General features: G+C 35.4%; 18 protein-coding genes. 15 read left to right on the top strand and 3 right to left on the bottom strand.

Features of this window, described 5'->3' with window-relative positions:
* Nucleotides 1-166: 166 nt before the first annotated feature.
* The 6 genes from A9G11_RS06830 to A9G11_RS06855 are packed head-to-tail and all read left to right on the top strand — an operon-like array spanning nucleotide 167 to nucleotide 4,231.
* Nucleotides 167-805 (top strand): phage baseplate assembly protein V, encoded by a 639-nt coding sequence (locus A9G11_RS06830; protein WP_065618751.1) that lies wholly within the window; start codon nucleotides 167-169, stop codon nucleotides 803-805.
* Nucleotides 802-1,155 carry a GPW/gp25 family protein gene (locus A9G11_RS06835; RefSeq protein ID WP_065618752.1) on the top strand — a complete coding sequence of 118 codons (354 nt, stop codon included), beginning with the start codon at nucleotides 802-804 and terminating at the stop codon, nucleotides 1,153-1,155. The genes A9G11_RS06830 and A9G11_RS06835 overlap by 4 nt, the downstream gene beginning before the upstream one ends.
* Nucleotides 1,143-2,054, top strand: coding sequence for a baseplate J/gp47 family protein (locus tag A9G11_RS06840; RefSeq protein WP_065618753.1), 912 nt, complete (start codon nucleotides 1,143-1,145; stop codon nucleotides 2,052-2,054). Before A9G11_RS06835 ends, A9G11_RS06840 begins: the two co-directional genes overlap by 13 nt.
* Entirely contained in the window at nucleotides 2,044-2,733 is a 690-nt protein-coding gene (locus tag A9G11_RS06845) for a phage tail protein I (protein ID WP_065618754.1), read from the top strand. The genes A9G11_RS06840 and A9G11_RS06845 overlap by 11 nt, the downstream gene beginning before the upstream one ends.
* Complete coding sequence (locus tag A9G11_RS06850; protein WP_065618755.1) at nucleotides 2,730-3,836, top strand: phage tail protein; 1,107 nt, start codon at nucleotides 2,730-2,732, stop codon at nucleotides 3,834-3,836. The genes A9G11_RS06845 and A9G11_RS06850 overlap by 4 nt, the downstream gene beginning before the upstream one ends.
* 2 nt (nucleotides 3,837-3,838) lie before the next feature.
* Nucleotides 3,839-4,231, top strand: coding sequence for a tail fiber assembly protein (locus A9G11_RS06855; protein ID WP_065618756.1), 393 nt, complete (start codon nucleotides 3,839-3,841; stop codon nucleotides 4,229-4,231).
* A gap of 410 nt (nucleotides 4,232-4,641) precedes the next feature.
* On the opposite strand, the gene A9G11_RS06860 is transcribed toward A9G11_RS06855, so the two are convergent.
* From A9G11_RS06860 to A9G11_RS06865, 3 genes are read right to left on the bottom strand one after another with little or no spacing between them, the layout of a single operon-like run.
* Nucleotides 4,642-5,040 carry a tail fiber assembly protein gene (locus A9G11_RS06860; RefSeq protein ID WP_065618757.1) on the bottom strand — a complete coding sequence of 133 codons (399 nt, stop codon included), beginning with the start codon at nucleotides 5,038-5,040 and terminating at the stop codon, nucleotides 4,642-4,644.
* Nucleotides 5,041-5,046: 6 nt separating this feature from the next.
* Nucleotides 5,047-5,481, bottom strand: coding sequence for a gp53-like domain-containing protein (locus A9G11_RS14780; protein WP_442902979.1), 435 nt, complete (start codon nucleotides 5,479-5,481; stop codon nucleotides 5,047-5,049).
* Nucleotides 5,481-6,374, bottom strand: a complete 894-nt coding sequence (locus A9G11_RS06865) for a tyrosine-type recombinase/integrase (RefSeq protein WP_065618758.1) — start codon at nucleotides 6,372-6,374, stop codon at nucleotides 5,481-5,483. Before A9G11_RS06865 ends, A9G11_RS14780 begins: the two co-directional genes overlap by 1 nt.
* A 269-nt stretch (nucleotides 6,375-6,643) precedes the next feature.
* Between A9G11_RS06865 and A9G11_RS06870 the strand changes: the two genes are divergently transcribed.
* The 9 genes from A9G11_RS06870 to A9G11_RS06905 all read left to right on the top strand — a co-directional run bounded on the left by A9G11_RS06870 (nucleotide 6,644) and on the right by A9G11_RS06905 (nucleotide 15,368).
* The gene (locus A9G11_RS06870; RefSeq protein WP_065618759.1) at nucleotides 6,644-8,020 is read left to right on the top strand and encodes a phage tail protein; all 1,377 of its coding nucleotides are present in this window, start codon (nucleotides 6,644-6,646) and stop codon (nucleotides 8,018-8,020) included.
* 13 nt (nucleotides 8,021-8,033) lie between these two features.
* Nucleotides 8,034-8,639: a tail fiber assembly protein gene (locus A9G11_RS06875; protein ID WP_065618760.1), complete on the top strand. Its 606-nt coding sequence runs from the start codon at nucleotides 8,034-8,036 to the stop codon at nucleotides 8,637-8,639.
* Between the two features lie 142 nt (nucleotides 8,640-8,781).
* The gene (locus A9G11_RS06880) at nucleotides 8,782-9,957 is read left to right on the top strand and encodes a phage tail sheath protein (protein ID WP_065618763.1); all 1,176 of its coding nucleotides are present in this window, start codon (nucleotides 8,782-8,784) and stop codon (nucleotides 9,955-9,957) included.
* Between the two features lie 13 nt (nucleotides 9,958-9,970).
* On the top strand, nucleotides 9,971-10,483 hold the full coding sequence (locus tag A9G11_RS06885; protein ID WP_065618764.1) for a phage major tail tube protein: 513 nt from the start codon (nucleotides 9,971-9,973) through the stop codon (nucleotides 10,481-10,483).
* Between the two features lie 71 nt (nucleotides 10,484-10,554).
* Entirely contained in the window at nucleotides 10,555-10,854 is a 300-nt protein-coding gene (locus tag A9G11_RS06890; protein WP_065618766.1) for a phage tail assembly protein, read from the top strand.
* 8 nt (nucleotides 10,855-10,862) lie between these two features.
* Nucleotides 10,863-10,982: a GpE family phage tail protein gene (locus A9G11_RS14020; protein ID WP_081298456.1), complete on the top strand. Its 120-nt coding sequence runs from the start codon at nucleotides 10,863-10,865 to the stop codon at nucleotides 10,980-10,982.
* Nucleotides 10,975-13,842 (top strand): phage tail tape measure protein, encoded by a 2,868-nt coding sequence (locus A9G11_RS06895; RefSeq protein ID WP_065618768.1) that lies wholly within the window; start codon nucleotides 10,975-10,977, stop codon nucleotides 13,840-13,842. The genes A9G11_RS14020 and A9G11_RS06895 overlap by 8 nt, the downstream gene beginning before the upstream one ends.
* A 1-nt stretch (nucleotide 13,843) precedes the next feature.
* A complete protein-coding gene (locus A9G11_RS06900; protein ID WP_065618769.1) occupies nucleotides 13,844-14,281 on the top strand; it encodes a phage tail protein in 438 nt (145 codons plus the stop codon).
* A 7-nt stretch (nucleotides 14,282-14,288) separates the two neighbouring features.
* Nucleotides 14,289-15,368 (top strand): contractile injection system protein, VgrG/Pvc8 family, encoded by a 1,080-nt coding sequence (locus A9G11_RS06905; protein WP_065618771.1) that lies wholly within the window; start codon nucleotides 14,289-14,291, stop codon nucleotides 15,366-15,368.
* Nucleotides 15,369-15,447: the final 79 nt, after the last annotated feature.

Genomic DNA, 15,447 nt, shown 5'->3' on the forward strand with positions numbered 1-15,447 from the left:
AAATTGATGAGATGATTGAAGGATAAGTGTTTAATTATGCTTCTTGTTAAAAAGATCGGCAAACAATAACCTCCATCGTTAATCTAAAAATAGCCATAATTTGTAAAAAATCACTCTACAAACAAGGTCGCTTTATTTTTTGACCCAAAATCATAATGATAACGCTATGAAAAATTATCATCCAGCCGACCTAGTCGAAATATTACGAAAAATAGAAAACCTGATCCGCGTTGGCGTTATTTGTCAAACCCAAGGCGATCGGGTTAAAGTCCGTTGTGGCAATATTGTGACCGCCTGGTTACCATGGTTTACCCACCGCGCAGGTAAAAGCCGATCTTGGTGGCGACCTAGTGTGGGTGAACAGGTATTTATTTTAAGTCCTTATGGAAATCTTGAATTAGGTTGTGTTTTACCTAGCATTTTCAGTGACAATAATCCAGCACCATCCACTTCAGAAGATGGTTATTTTGTCACGTTTCCAGATGGAGCTTCTTTCGAATATGAACCCAAAACCAGCTCATTAACTATTAAAGGCATTAAAACAGCGGTAATCGAAGCGAGTGAACAAATTACGGCAAAAGCTGGTACTAAAATCCACCTTGACACCCCATTGGTTGAATGTAGCGACCATGTCACCTTTAAATCCTTTAGCGCCACCGGTGGTGGTCGTCATGGTAGTACCGGCGCCTTAACCGGTAATGTGGTTCATCAACAAGGTCAATTATCTTCAAATGGCATTGTGTTAGATTCACATACCCATAGGGGTGTCAAATCAGGTGGAGATTCAACAGGGAAACCGCAATGAGTTATATCGGCATGAACACTAAAACCGGACGAACCATTACTGATATGGATCATATCAACCAATCGGTCAAAGATATTCTAACCACACCGATTGGTACACGCATAGAACGGCGAAATTATGGTTCTTTACTTTTTCAATTATTAGACAATCCAAATAATGAAGCAACACGTCTAAGAGTTATTTCAGCTATTGTTATGGCTCTGAGCCAATGGGAAACCCGTATTAAATTGGATCAAGTCGAACTCCTAACCGATAAAGAAAAATTAACGATGCAAATAACTGGTTCACGGACAGATAAACCTAACGAAACATTTACCAGCGAAATTGAGGTAGCATCATGGCGACATTAACCGACTTATCAAAATTACCCCCTCCGGACATCATTGAATCATTAGACTATGAAACAATTTTTGAGCAACGTAAAAACAAATTTATCTCACTCTATCCAGCTGAACAGCAAGAGGAAGTAAAAAAAACCTTACAATTTGAAAGTGAACCGATTGTCAAACTACTACAAGAAAGTGCTTATTATGAATTGATTTTACGACAACGGATAAATGAAGCTTCTCAAGCGTTGATGATCGCTCATGCAAAAGGTAACGATTTAGACAACTTAGGGGCTAATTTTCATGTTTACCGATTAATTATTCAACCAGCTGACAATACCGTAACCCCTGCAATTGAAGAAATCAAAGAATCAGATAGTGATTTTAGACTACGTATTCAGTCGGCTTTTGAAGGGTTATCGGTTGCTGGTCCTCGTGCTGCTTACGAATTTTATGCGCGTAGTGCAGATGGGCGTGTTTTAGATGCCGCTGCAGAAAGTCCATCACCGGCCTGTGTAACTTTAGCTATCTTATCGCGAGAAAATAATGGTATTGCTAGTGAAGATCTAATCCATATTATCCAAAATGCTGTCAATCAGGATAACCGTAGACCAATAGCTGATCGCGTTACAGTGAAATCAGTAGAACTGATTGATTACACAATTAAAGCTAAACTCTTTCTCTACCCTGGTCCTGAATCTGAACCAATTAAGAAAGCGGCAATCAATAATTTACAATCTTATATTAATGAAAAACACCGTATTGGCAGACGCATTAGTCGTAGTGCAATTATTTCAGCGTTACATGTTGTTGGCGTTCAACGCGTTGAATTAGAATCCCCCGCACAAGATATATTAATCAATCGCGAACAAGCCAGTTATTGCAAAAATTATCAAATTGAGGTAGCAGGTTATGGCGAATAAAACGCTACTTCCACCCACTGCTACCGCACTAGAAAAGAATCTATCACAAACCATGGTTTGTGAACCACCCATACCTTTACGCTCTCTTTGGGATGCACAAACCTGCCCTTTTGAATTATTGCCTTACTTAGCTTGGCAATACAGTGTAGATCGCTGGGATGAAAACTGGTCTGAACAGACCAAACGTAAAGTAATTAGTGAAGCCTTTGAAATTCACAAACTCAAAGGTACTAAAGAATCTATTCGTCGTGCTGTCGAACCCTTTGGCTATTTAATTAATGTTATTGAATGGTGGCAAAATCAACAACAACCTGGCACCTTTGCTTTAGAAATCGGGGTATTAGATAAAGGGATCACCGAAGAATCTTACAATGAATTAAGTCGAATTATCGATGATGTTAAACCGGTTTCCAGGCAATTAAATGGATTAGCTATCCAATTAGTCACCCAAGGTACATTGACAATAGGTGCTAGCAGTTACGATGGTAATACATTAAATATCTACCCTTATGTTGCCGAAACAATCACAACAACATCTGAACGCCAAATTGGTGCAAGTAATTATGATATTAATACCTTAAATATTTATCCTTTTATTAATGAAAATATAACAACACTTTCCGAAAGCCAAATTGGCGCAACTATTCATTTTATTGATACGATGAGCATAAAACCATGAGTCAAAAATACTACACAATATTAACCAAACTTGGAGCCGAATTGCTAGCTAATGCAACTGTACTCGGTACTCCTTTAAAATTAACCCAAATAGCTGTTGGTGATGCCAATGGCTCAATACCCAACCCGATTGCTACGCAAACTTCGCTTGTTCATGAAGTACGCAGAGCAGCGATTAACACTCTTTTTGTTGATAAGGATAATCCTAATCAACTGATCGCTGAACAAGTTATTCCAGAAACAGAGGGAGGTTGGTTTATTCATGAAATAGGTCTATATGACGATAAAGGTAATCTAATCGCAGTAGGAAATTGCCCTTCGACGTATAAACCTAAATTAGTTGAAGGCAGTGCGCGAACTCAAGTGATCCGCATGGTAATTGTCATTGATGATGTCAATGCTGTTGAATTAAAAATCGACCCTTCGGTTGTATTAGCTACCCGACAATATGTCGATGAATTGATCACCACTAAAATGGCAAATCATGAAAAATCTACTAATCACCCTAATGCAACCACTAAATCAAAAGGGTTTGTGCAATTAAATTCAGCAACCAATAGCACCGCTGAAAATCAAGCAGCGACTCCACTGGCAATCAAAACGGTAAATGATAATGCTAATAGCCGTGTACCAAATATTCGTAAAATTAACAATAAAATGTTAAACAACGATATTTTACTTCAAGCAGATGATATCAATGCATTACCGGCATTTAGAAAAATTATTAACAATGAACCTATTTATGAGGTAGGTGAACAAACTAATTTTGTAAAAAGACCTAAAGCTAACAATTCTTACTTGTTAACTTTTGAAGATTTTTCATATGAAGTCTCAAATGGTATTATCATTTTACGTAGGGCTGATGGTTTAATTTTACAATATTTCAAGGCTGTATATAACGGTGTCAATGGAGCGAATGGAACAGTTGTATCACTACCCATAACATTTCCTAATAATTTTTATTTTGCTATAACTAGTGATGGCGATAATGGGTGTCATGTGGTAACAGCCTTACCTAATGATCTAACTTCAGTAAAAATGTGGGGAAAAGTTGGTGATATTTACGTCGATTCATTATTGCAAATAGTAGCAGTAGGGAGATAAAAATGATTTTCTATAATGCACAAACTAATGGTTTTTATATTTCAGGATTTAATAATATTCCTGAAAATTCGAAAGAACTAACAACTGAATATCATGCTGAATTACTAAAAAAACAATCTGAAGGATTTGTGATACAAGCTAATGATAATGGCTATCCTGTTGCGGTAGAGCGAGTTTTAACTTTAGAAGAAATTAAATCTATCAATGAGTCAAAACAACAACAACTCCTTAACCGTGCAAATGAAAAAATAACTATGTTACAGCGAATTGTTAAATATAATCGAGCAACCAATGATGAAAGAAAATTATTAGAACAGTTAGAATTATATACTGTTGAACTTCATCAAGTTGATACATCCGATATTAATGCTGTTTTTCCAGATATGCCTGAGTAGAGATGATTCTCTACTCAGGCAAGATAAATCATAGTGTTACATTGTTATAACCGTTTAATATTGTAAGCGGAATGATAATAAGTTGATGGCAAATATAATTATTATGACGACGAAAATTTACTAACTGTAGACAATTAGGATTTAAAAGGATAAAAAACAGAGTAGTGCGTTAGCACTACTCAGGAGCAGGTAGAAAATTGGCATTTGATATTTGTCTATATATGCTTGTGATTTGAACTGTATATAATTCTATATTTTTCCAATATCGATTTTTCAGTGTTTTTTGATAATTATATTTAACCATTTGTTATATATGATTATTTTTATGAGTAAGATTAATGAAAATATCATATTCTTTAACTTGTGTAGATACAAATGAGTTAAAGATAAAATGGTCAGAACAGCCGTGATTAACACGGCATTTCTGGAAAAGATGCATTACTATCTGTTAAGTCTATATGTGTAACATCTATTGTAAATAATTCTAATTTTTCCAATAACTGCTTTTCATCATCAGTTGCTCGATTATATTTAACAATTCGCTGTAACATAGTTATTTTTTCGTTTGCAAGGTTAAGGAGTTGTTGTTGTTTTGACTCATTGATAGATTTAATTTCTTCTGGGGTTAAAACTCGTTCTACCGCAACTGGATAGCCTTTGTCATTAGCTTGTATCTCATATCCCTCTGATTGCTTTGATAATAATTCTGCATGATATTCTGACGAAATAGTCACTGAATCATTTGGTATATTTTTATTAATAGAATCATCATAAAAACCGCCACTTTGTTTACTATAAAATAATGTCATAATTACTTACCACCCAATTGTTAGAAAAAAATACGCATAGCTACCAGATTCAACTATTCCACCTTTTATTACCCCACGTGTACAAATAGTTATCTCACTATTTGTCGTTTCACTATCTGAGGCTCCCCATACCGTTGTCCAAGGAACGCTATTTGTAAACCAAGCTTTAGCATCTCGTTCAAAAGCAGTAACAAATAAAGTTTGGTTTGGGTATGTAACAGGTAAGGTTATGCGTTTTCTTCCATCACTATTGGCATTCCCTATACCCCATTGAATTATGGCATTTTCAATTTTCCCGGCAATTAAGACAGGTATTTGGATATATCCATTTTTATTAAGTTGACCAGAACCAATAATTTTTTTGTTTTTATAAGTTGGGATGGTATTTAAGTTAACTAATTTTAATAGTTCTAAAATAGAACCTACCTCATAAATAGGTATTAATTTCCTATAATTTTTAGTTTCTTATATTCACGTCCTCGACAATCATTATAACGATCCGTTGTAGCTTGAGTTTTATGACCAAGCAATGTCATCGTATCAACCTTTTTCTCACGATAGAGTCTTTCAGCTAATGATCTAATTTCATGAAAAGTTGTTGGTGTCCCTTTCCAATAACTCCTTTTAAAAGCTTTATCTCTTATTTTGGCAAAATCACGTGTAATTTTTTCAGCTGAAACGGATTTGCCTTTTCTATGGATCACATGTTCATGATCTGATGATTCAATAATATCTTGTATACTAATACCAATTTTAGGGCAGGTTAATTTTGTCGGAAGCGCTATTTTTGAGCCTGTTTTATATTGCTCAATAAATAAATAATTACGTTTTACATTTGATTTTTTCATTGTGATTATATCCGAACGCCTTTGCCCCGTTACAAGAGCCGTTATCATCGCATCTTTAAGATAATGATATTGGTTATTTTTTTCCGCTTCTTGTGTAATACGTTTAAACTCTTTTAATACCATTCGACTACGTTTCACCGTAACTTTTGGACATTTGATTGGATCAGTTGGATTTTTATCATTCCAACCCTGAGCATAAGCTTCTCTGAAAATATCCCTTAATAAATGAAACATACATTTAGCCGATGGTGCCTTATCTTGATCCAGATAAATTTTTATAAGGTCATTTATATCAAACGGAGTAATATGAGTCACCTTTTTACACCCTATATTTTGACTAATTACTTTGATCATATAGGTTTTTATTTCCATAGTTTTGGGTTTTAAATTTCTCTCAGATAAAATCTTCTTATACTCATTAAGCCAGTTATTAACTGTTTTTGATTTATAACTTATTGATTTAAATAATTTAGATAAAATAATCATAGTAATTCCTAAAATTAATTGTTTTAGTGTCAAAAAAATTTCCCTATATTTTCCTTTTCAATTTGTAAAAATTCAAATTACAAATCCAACCACTAACCACTTTGTTAGTTATCTGTCACTATTTTTATTAATCCACTTTATGAAATGCAGCTCATAGGCAAATTATAAAGGAAACCTAAACTAGACATTTTCACAATAAAACAAGTATTAACTCATTCGATCGCCGGTTGGCGATTCGATTTTTTTATATATATGGTGAGAGGATTAATATGAGCCAAAAATTTTATACACTAATAACCACCCAAGGAGCGGCATTATTGGCTAATGCCACCGCCCTTGGGATCCCTTTAAAATTGACTAAAATGGCTGTAGGGGATGCCAATGGTAGTGAATCACACCCTACTGCTACGCAAACTAAATTGATTCACGAAATTTATCGAGCGCCAATCAATACCATCACAACCGACAAGGATAATCCCAATCAAATTATTGCTGAACTTGTGATCCCCGAAACACAAGGCGGTTGGTTTATTAATGAAATTGGTCTGTATGATGATGGAGATAATTTAATTGCAGTAGGCAACTGTCCGGTTACTTATAAACCAAAATTAGTCGAAGGTAGTGGACGAACACAGGTTATTCGCATGATTATCATTGTGGATAATGTTGATTCAGTCCAATTAAAAATTGACCCAGCGACAGTATTAGCTACACGCAATTATGTCGATGAATTAATTGCCACTAAAATGACCAATCATGAAAAATCCACCAATCACCCTGATGCAACCACTCAATCAAAAGGGTTTGTACAATTAAATTCAGCAACCAATAGCACCGCGGAAAATCAAGCAGCGACTCCATTAGCAGTTAAAGATACATTTGATTATGCTAAATATGTGGACGAAAAAGCCCAATCCTCATATAACCATGCAACGGATGCTCATAATCGAATAACTGATGTACATAATATTGTAAACCATATAGTTGATACGTTCCAATCCCAGGAATTTGAATCAGACGTTTTTTCTCCTGATAAACGATTTTGTATAATTATACGAAATGATGGTGTAGTCGGAATGTATAACAGGGTCAACAATAGACTGGCTTGGGGATTTACTCATGATGGTGTTCTGGGTGAAGGTTATGTACCAGTTGAACGAATACTAAATCTAGACCTGTTTATTCGGGACAGATGTATTCCGGTGGGGGTTCCGATGCCATGGCCACAAACCATCCCGCCGGGAGGATATTTTGAATGTAATGGCGCACCAATTGATAGAAATAGATTTTCGAAATTGGCGGCAGCTTATCCGTCTGGTTATTTACCAGATTTACGTGGCGAGTTTGTTCGAGGTTGGGATAATGGAAAGGGTATCGATCCTAGCAGAGGAATACTCAGTTGGCAGGGGGATGCAATTAGAAATATCTGGGGGCAAGTTGAAACATTTGTCACTGGCTCGACAAATGACGCGAATGCTAGCGGAGCATTTTATTCAAAGGTGAATTCACGACCGGCATATCAACCTGGATCATCAGGTGGCGGAACACATCAAAAATTAACGTTAGACGCATCAACACAGGTGCCAACTGCTCCAGAAAACCGCCCTCGCAATATCGCATTTATGTATATAGTTAAAGCAGAATAACAGGAGAAAAATAATGAAATATCAATTACAACCAGAAATAGCTATTTTAAATGAAGCTGGATTTACTACCACTGCTGGATGGGCAGTCATCCATAATGTTGATGCCAATACAGGTGAGTATCTAACCGCTACCTATCAATATTTACCTATTGGTGTTGGTTTACCCGCTCATGCTTACTTAGATGCACCAAAAAATGTTGAAGACGGGCAAGCTATTGTTCGTCAAGAAAATCAATGGATTTACCCTAACGATTTTCGCGGTCAAAAAATCTATTCAATAAAAACTGGCATTGAATCAACAATGACTAAAATTGGTGAGATTGAAAAAGGTTTCACATTATCAAAACCGTCAAGTGAATTTGATAGTTGGGACGGTGAAAAATGGGTATTAGATACCAATAAACAACATAATTATTATGTAAATAGGGCTATCTCACAAAAATCACAATTAATTAGTGAGGCTAATGAAAAAATTAGCTACCTACAAGATGCGCTGGATGCTGAAATAGCCACAGAGCAAGAAATATTAGCGCTAAATCAGTGGAAAAAATATCGGGTTGAATTAAATCGTATTGATGTTGAGCAAGCAGATAAAATTCAATGGCCTGAAAAACCCTAGTTTTTTATACAAAAAAGCCCATTTAATTGGGCTTTATTTGTAAAAATTCAAATTACAAATCCAACCGCTAACACCTATTTTTATTATATGCAACTATTTGCATGAATTAACTTTACGATATGTAAACCACAACGGAGATCTTATGGCTAACGATTATCATCACGGCGTCCGAGTCATCGAAATCAATGAAGGTACCCGCACTATCAGAACAGTATCTACTGCTGTTATTGGTGTTGTATGTACTGGCGATGATGCGGATGCAACTTACTTTCCACTTAACACACCGATCCTCATTACCAATATCAATACTGCAATTGGTAAAGCAGGTTCACAAGGAACACTTAAACCAACACTTGAAGCAATTGCTGATCAATGTTCACCCGTCATTGTCGCTGTTCGCGTTGAAACAGGCACCACTGATGAAGAAACTGTCGCCAATATTATTGGGACTACAACAGAAGATGGTAAATATACTGGTATGAAAGCCCTACTTTCTGCACAAACTCAGTTGAAAGTTAAGCCGCGTATTTTAGGTGTACCAGGATATGATTCATTACCAGTCGCTACCGCTTTAGTGTCATTAGCACAAAAATTACGCGCATTTTGTTATGTTTCAGCTTATGGTGCAAAAACTAAAGAACAAGCAGTACTTTACCGCGATAAATTAGGCGCTCGTGAAGCAATGGTAATTTGGCCTGATTTTGTCGGCTTTGATACAACTCAAAAACAAAATGTTACACTTGCAGCTACTGCTCGCGCACTAGGCTTACGCGCTCAAATCGACCAAAAAGTGGGTTGGCATAAAACGTTATCTAATGTAGCGGTTAATGGTGTCACAGGTATTTCTAACGATGTATTTTGGGATCTTCAAGAAGAAAGCTCAGATTCCAATTACTTAAATGAACACGATGTGACTACACTAATTTGTAATCAAGGTTATCGTTTTTGGGGTTCTCGTACTTGTAGTGCAGATTCTCTATTTGCTTTTGAAAACTACACAAGAACAGCACAAGTTTTAGCAGATACGATTGCCGAAGCTCAATTCCAATTAGTCGATGCTCCGATGCATGCTTCACTAATTAAAGATTTAATTGAATCAATCAACAACAAATTCCGTGAATTAAAATCTAACGGTTATATTGTTGATGGTAAAGCATGGTTCGATCCTGAAGCCAATACAGCTGACACTTTAAAAGCTGGCAAATTATACATCGATTACGATTATACACCAGTACCACCGCTTGAAAATCTTATGTTACGCCAACGCATTACCGATAAATATTTGGTTGAGCTGGCTAATTCGGTCGCAACTAATTAAGGAGATCAACTAAATGGCGTTACCTAAAAAACTCAAATACTTCAATGTTTATGTTAACGGAACATCATTCGTTGGTGAAGTCGAATCATTTACTCCACCAAAATTAACCCGTAAGTTTGAAAATTACCGTGGTGCAGGAATGCCGGGTAGTGTACCTATTGATCTGGGTTATGAAGATGATGCATTAAATGTTGAATGGACTATCGGTGGCTTAGCTCACGAAGTTCTTAGACAACATGGCGGTCTACTTAATGGTGTAACACTCCGTTTTGCAGGCGCTTACCAAAAAGATGATAGTGAAGATTTTGTCAAAGTCGAAATCATCGTCAATGGTCGTCATAAAGAACAAGATCGCGGTGAACTTAAACAAGGCGAAAGTAACTCAACTAAAATTACTACGCAATGTACATACTATAAAGAGATCATCGACAACGAAGAGATAACTGAAATCGATTTCATTAATATGATCGACAAAGTTAATGGCGTAGATCGTTTAACACAAGCGCGCCAAGCTATTGGACTTTAATCATCGGTCCAAATTAATTTCATTATTGTAAATAAAATAAGCCCGTAAGGGCTTATTACGAGGGGAAACAAATGACAAACACACAAAAAATCACACTAAAAAATGGTATTCAATCTGGAAAAAACCTTATTACTGAATTCACTGTTCGTAAACCATTAACGGGGGATTTACGAGGCGTAAAATTGATAGATTTTATCGATCTTGATATTGATTCATTGGCAAAAGTACTTCCACGTATTACTACTCCATCGATTGCTGAACATGAAGTCTTTGATTTGGATTTACTTGATTTATCAGAAATTACCAAAGTGGTTATCGGTTTTTTGTCCCAGAACTCGACCGATGCCAAAGCGGTATCCCAAACCGAGTAGAAGATGCAATGGCTGATATTGCCTCAATATTTCACTGGCAACCTTCTGAAATGTATGAGTTTGCTTTATCAGAATTAATGGATTGGCGAGAGAATGCTCGCCTAAGAAGTGGTGTTAGAGATGAATAACCAATTTAATAAATATAACCAAAATGATATTGAAAAAACAAATCAACCACTTCTTACCTGGTTAAGGGAAGAAATAAACTATTGGTTAAAACAAAATGAAACATTAAGAAATCAATATAAAAAAGCAAAAAATTTATTGAAGGTAAATAATGCCTTCAATAAACAAAATCAGTTAGTAAAACAGCAAAATAGTTTAAACGACCTACATACTAACCAACTTGATAAATTTATTGCTGGATATTCTCCAAAAAGAGAACTAACTCAAAAAACAAAGAAAAATCAAAAAATAATGAGTATGAATAAGCAAAATAACTCTCACTCATTACCAACACGACAAAATCAACGAGATCATTTCAATAAAATAGATGTTATACCACAGATACAGAAAAATAATAATTATCGATATGACGCTGTATCTAATGTAAACCAAACGGCAAAAAACACAAACTCAAATATGATTAATTTTAAAATACCAGCATTTGATGATTTGAGAAATGCCCAAAAACAAACGCTATCTGAAGGATATCAAAATGGTATAAAGATTCGTAATAGTATTGCCAATATTGGTCAGGAGGCTAAAAAAGTAGGTACTGATCTAGGTGATCCGATTCTAAAAACCATTCAAGAATACCAAACATTGGAAGAAGCGATGAAAAAAGTCGCTAAACAAGTTAAAGGATTACGCGATCAACAAGGTCAACCGACACCACTGTTCATGAATATGAAAGAGCAAATTCAAGCTATTAGCGAAACAGTACCTATGTCGCGTGGCGCTCTGGATATCGCCGATTTATTATCATTTAATGCAACATTAGGTGTTACTAATAAAAGTGATCCTCTAACGGAACAGCACAAACAATTAATAAACTTCACTAAAGTTTCAGCAATGGCCTCAAAAGTGTTTGATTTACCTGTAGAACAGGTATCTGAAAACCTAAGTGAAATTGCCAAACTTTATAATATTCCAATAAACAATATTGAAGAACTGACCGATACTATCAGCTTTCTTGAAGATAATTCACAAATTAGTGCCAGTCAAATCATCAGTGTTTTACAACAAATGCATGATGTTTCAGATAAACTTGATTTTAAACAAGCCTCGGCTTTGGGTTCAACCTTTTTAAATCTGGGTACCCAAACAGAAAATGCAGCATTAGCTACCACGACCATGATACATGAACTTTCCACTGCAACAACACAATCGAAACAATTTCAACAAGCATTACAGCAACTTGGGTTAGATGTTAACAATATCGAACAACAAATGGCTACTAATGCAATTGGGACAATCAAACAAGTTCTTGCTGCAACACAAACACTTAATAATGCAGATCAGACTAAAGTTCTGAGTAATCTGTTTGGTGCCGAAATTAGTCACGACGTTATCAATCTCACAAATAATCTAGGTGAACTTGATAAACAACTAAATCAAGTTAATAATCCTAAAGCAATTGGTTCATTAAAATTCAAAACTGAGATAGAAAACGACTCTATTTCATCACAGTTTGTGCTATTAAAAACAACCATATCTAATATATCAAGTTCACTTGGGGAAACATTGTCACAATCATTCCTTAAAGGTACAAAAGGGTTAAGAGAATTTATGCTAGGCATCAATGACTGGATAAATCAAACCCCAATAGTTGTACAAACGTTTATGAAAATAGCCAGTGTCGCGACCATCGCTTCAGTAGCATTGGGTGTCATTTCCATGACATTATCTCAACTCATGGGGCCTTTTATTCTCACTCGATGCCTGTTTGGACAACTATCATTTTCACTCAGCGATCTGTTAGCTAAATTTGGGAATTCATCAGGCGGTATTCAAACGTTAGGAAAATCCCTACTTACTGCTGCTGGCTCACCGATTAAAACGTTGGGAAGTGCTTTTACAGAATTAGGGACTACATTTAGCACAGTAGGTGCAAGTTTCTTAAGCAATCCAATAGCAATAGCCATAACTTCAATTATTGCCGTTGCTTTACTTATCCGTAAATTTTGGGAACCCATTAGTGCATTCTTTATCGGATTTTGGCAAGGTTTAAGTTCAGCTATTGCACCGGTAATACAGAGCTTTTCATTTATGGCACCGATATTCAACACTATTGGCGATGCTATTAGCGGTATAATTAATTGGTTCAGTGAACTCTTATCGCCTATTGAATTAACCGGTCAAGAATTTGAAGGTGTCAAATCGGCTGGGGTTGCTTTTGGTACAGCAGTAGGCAATATTATCATGCTACCAATAAGGCTATTTGAACAACTTTTTGACATCGTAAGCAGTGCATGGGATTTGATTATTTCGCTACCAGAAAAAATTACTGACTTACCCAATAAAATTGGGGCGATTTTCACAGGTGAAAATGAACTATTTAGTATGTTTAGTCATTTCGGCTTTGATATTATTGATGGCATAACAAATGGTATCAAAAACAAATGGAATGCCCTTAAAGAGACCATATCAAATGTAGGAAGTAGCATTTGTAATTGGTTTAAGGATTTATTAGGTATTAATTCCCCATCACGTGTATTCACTCAATTTGGTGCTTATACGATTGAAGGTTATCAACTTGGCATTGAACACAATCAAGCTAGAACTCTACACAGTATGAGTAACTTTGCCAATAAGATAAATACTTCAGCGCCACAAATTAATGATAATTTAATAACTAATCGACAAAATTCACTTACAAGATCGGCGATCAACACAACTATGGGGCCTTCTCAATATTATATAACAGTTAACTCAGCACCTGGCATGAGTGAACAGGAATTGACTAACCGAATCATACAAGAACTCGACCGACGTGAAGATCAACAACAATTTTACTTTCGTAGTAGTTTAAGGGACATAGAATAATATGATGATGAGTTATGGCTTATTTGTTTTCTGCTTAAAAACATTACCTTATCAAAAAATGACAATCAGTAAAAGTTGGCGTTATCCAAAAAATGAAAGAGTTAGGTATCGACCAGCATTACAATATATCGGTCCGAATAATGATGTCGTCACATTGTCAGGCTCAGTATATACTGAAATCACCAATGGTCGAGTCAGCCTTGAAGTGCTTGAACGCATGGCTTTACTAGGTATATCCTGGCCCTTAATAGAAGGCGATGGTGTACCGCTTGGTTTTTTTGTTTTAGAAAATGTCGAAAGAACCCATAGTGAATTAAATCGTGACGGTTCTCCTCGAAAAATCGATTTTACCCTTAGATTAATTAAAACCGATATACCGAATCCTTTTGACAGTGGTAATCTGAAGAAAGTTATAGATATTATAGATATAATCATTTAGGAATTTTATGAAACAACCATTTTTCACAATTACTCATGTTGATCCTAATCTTGAAAAAAATATTACTGGCAACTTTGAAAAGCGTCTTATATCGATGACAATAACTGAAACAAGAGGAATAACTGCAGATACAATCGAAATTAAACTAGACGATTCTGACGGAAAACTTGGATTTCCAAAACGCGGTATAAAACTTAACGTTTCTTTAGGTTGGAAAAATCAGAAGGATTATAATTATATTATCAGTAATATATTCATTATTGATTCTTATGAACATACTGGCACTCCAGATGTACTTACTATCAGGGGGCGAAGTGCCAATCTTCGTGATACACTTGTTGAAAATAAAGATGATAGTTATGACCAAATGACTATTGGTGAAATAGTCTCAATAATTGCAGCACGAAATAACTTAAAATATGTCATCGATGAAGATATTAAATCAATCATCCTTGATCATATGGATCAAACAAAAGAAAGTGACGCTTCATTTTTAACACGAATAATTGAAGACGTTAATGGTATTGTTGCGATAAAAAAAGATAAGTTGCTCATATTTAAGCGAGGTCAAGGTATAAAGCCCAATGGAGAAAAACTTGAGTCAATGACTATTATGCGAAAATCGGGGGATAATCATAAATATATAATTGATGATAGATCGGGTTACAAAGGTGTAAAGACCTTTTGGTATCATTACAAAAATCCAACGCCAATGCCAATTAAAATTCGCTATAAAAAACAACTAGATAAAAGCAAAGAAGTATTAATTGGAACAACAGAAAAAGTTAAAGTGATTAGATACGCCTTTGCCAATGAAGCAAGTGCTAAACGTGCTGCAGAAAGTGAATTAGCAAAGATAAAAAGTGGGACTAGTCATTTCGAAATCAACTTAGCTGAAGCACGCCCTGACCTCATTACTGAAATGCCAATTAAAGTTTATAAATTTAAAGATGATATAGATAGTGAAGATTGGACAATCATCGAATGTAAACACTCTTTAACAGGTGTAACGGGGCAAAAAGGTTTTTCAACAAGAATTACATTAGAAATCACACCTGGCGAGCAAATATATCAAAATATTCTCTGATAGGAAACGACAGAAAAAAACAAACCTCTGGACTTAATCTAAGATTAATGTAAAATTAATCTAAACTTAATTTTAGAGG

Source organism: Gilliamella sp. wkB108 (assembly GCF_001690195.1).
Lineage (GTDB): Bacteria > Pseudomonadota > Gammaproteobacteria > Enterobacterales > Orbaceae > Gilliamella > Gilliamella apicola_L.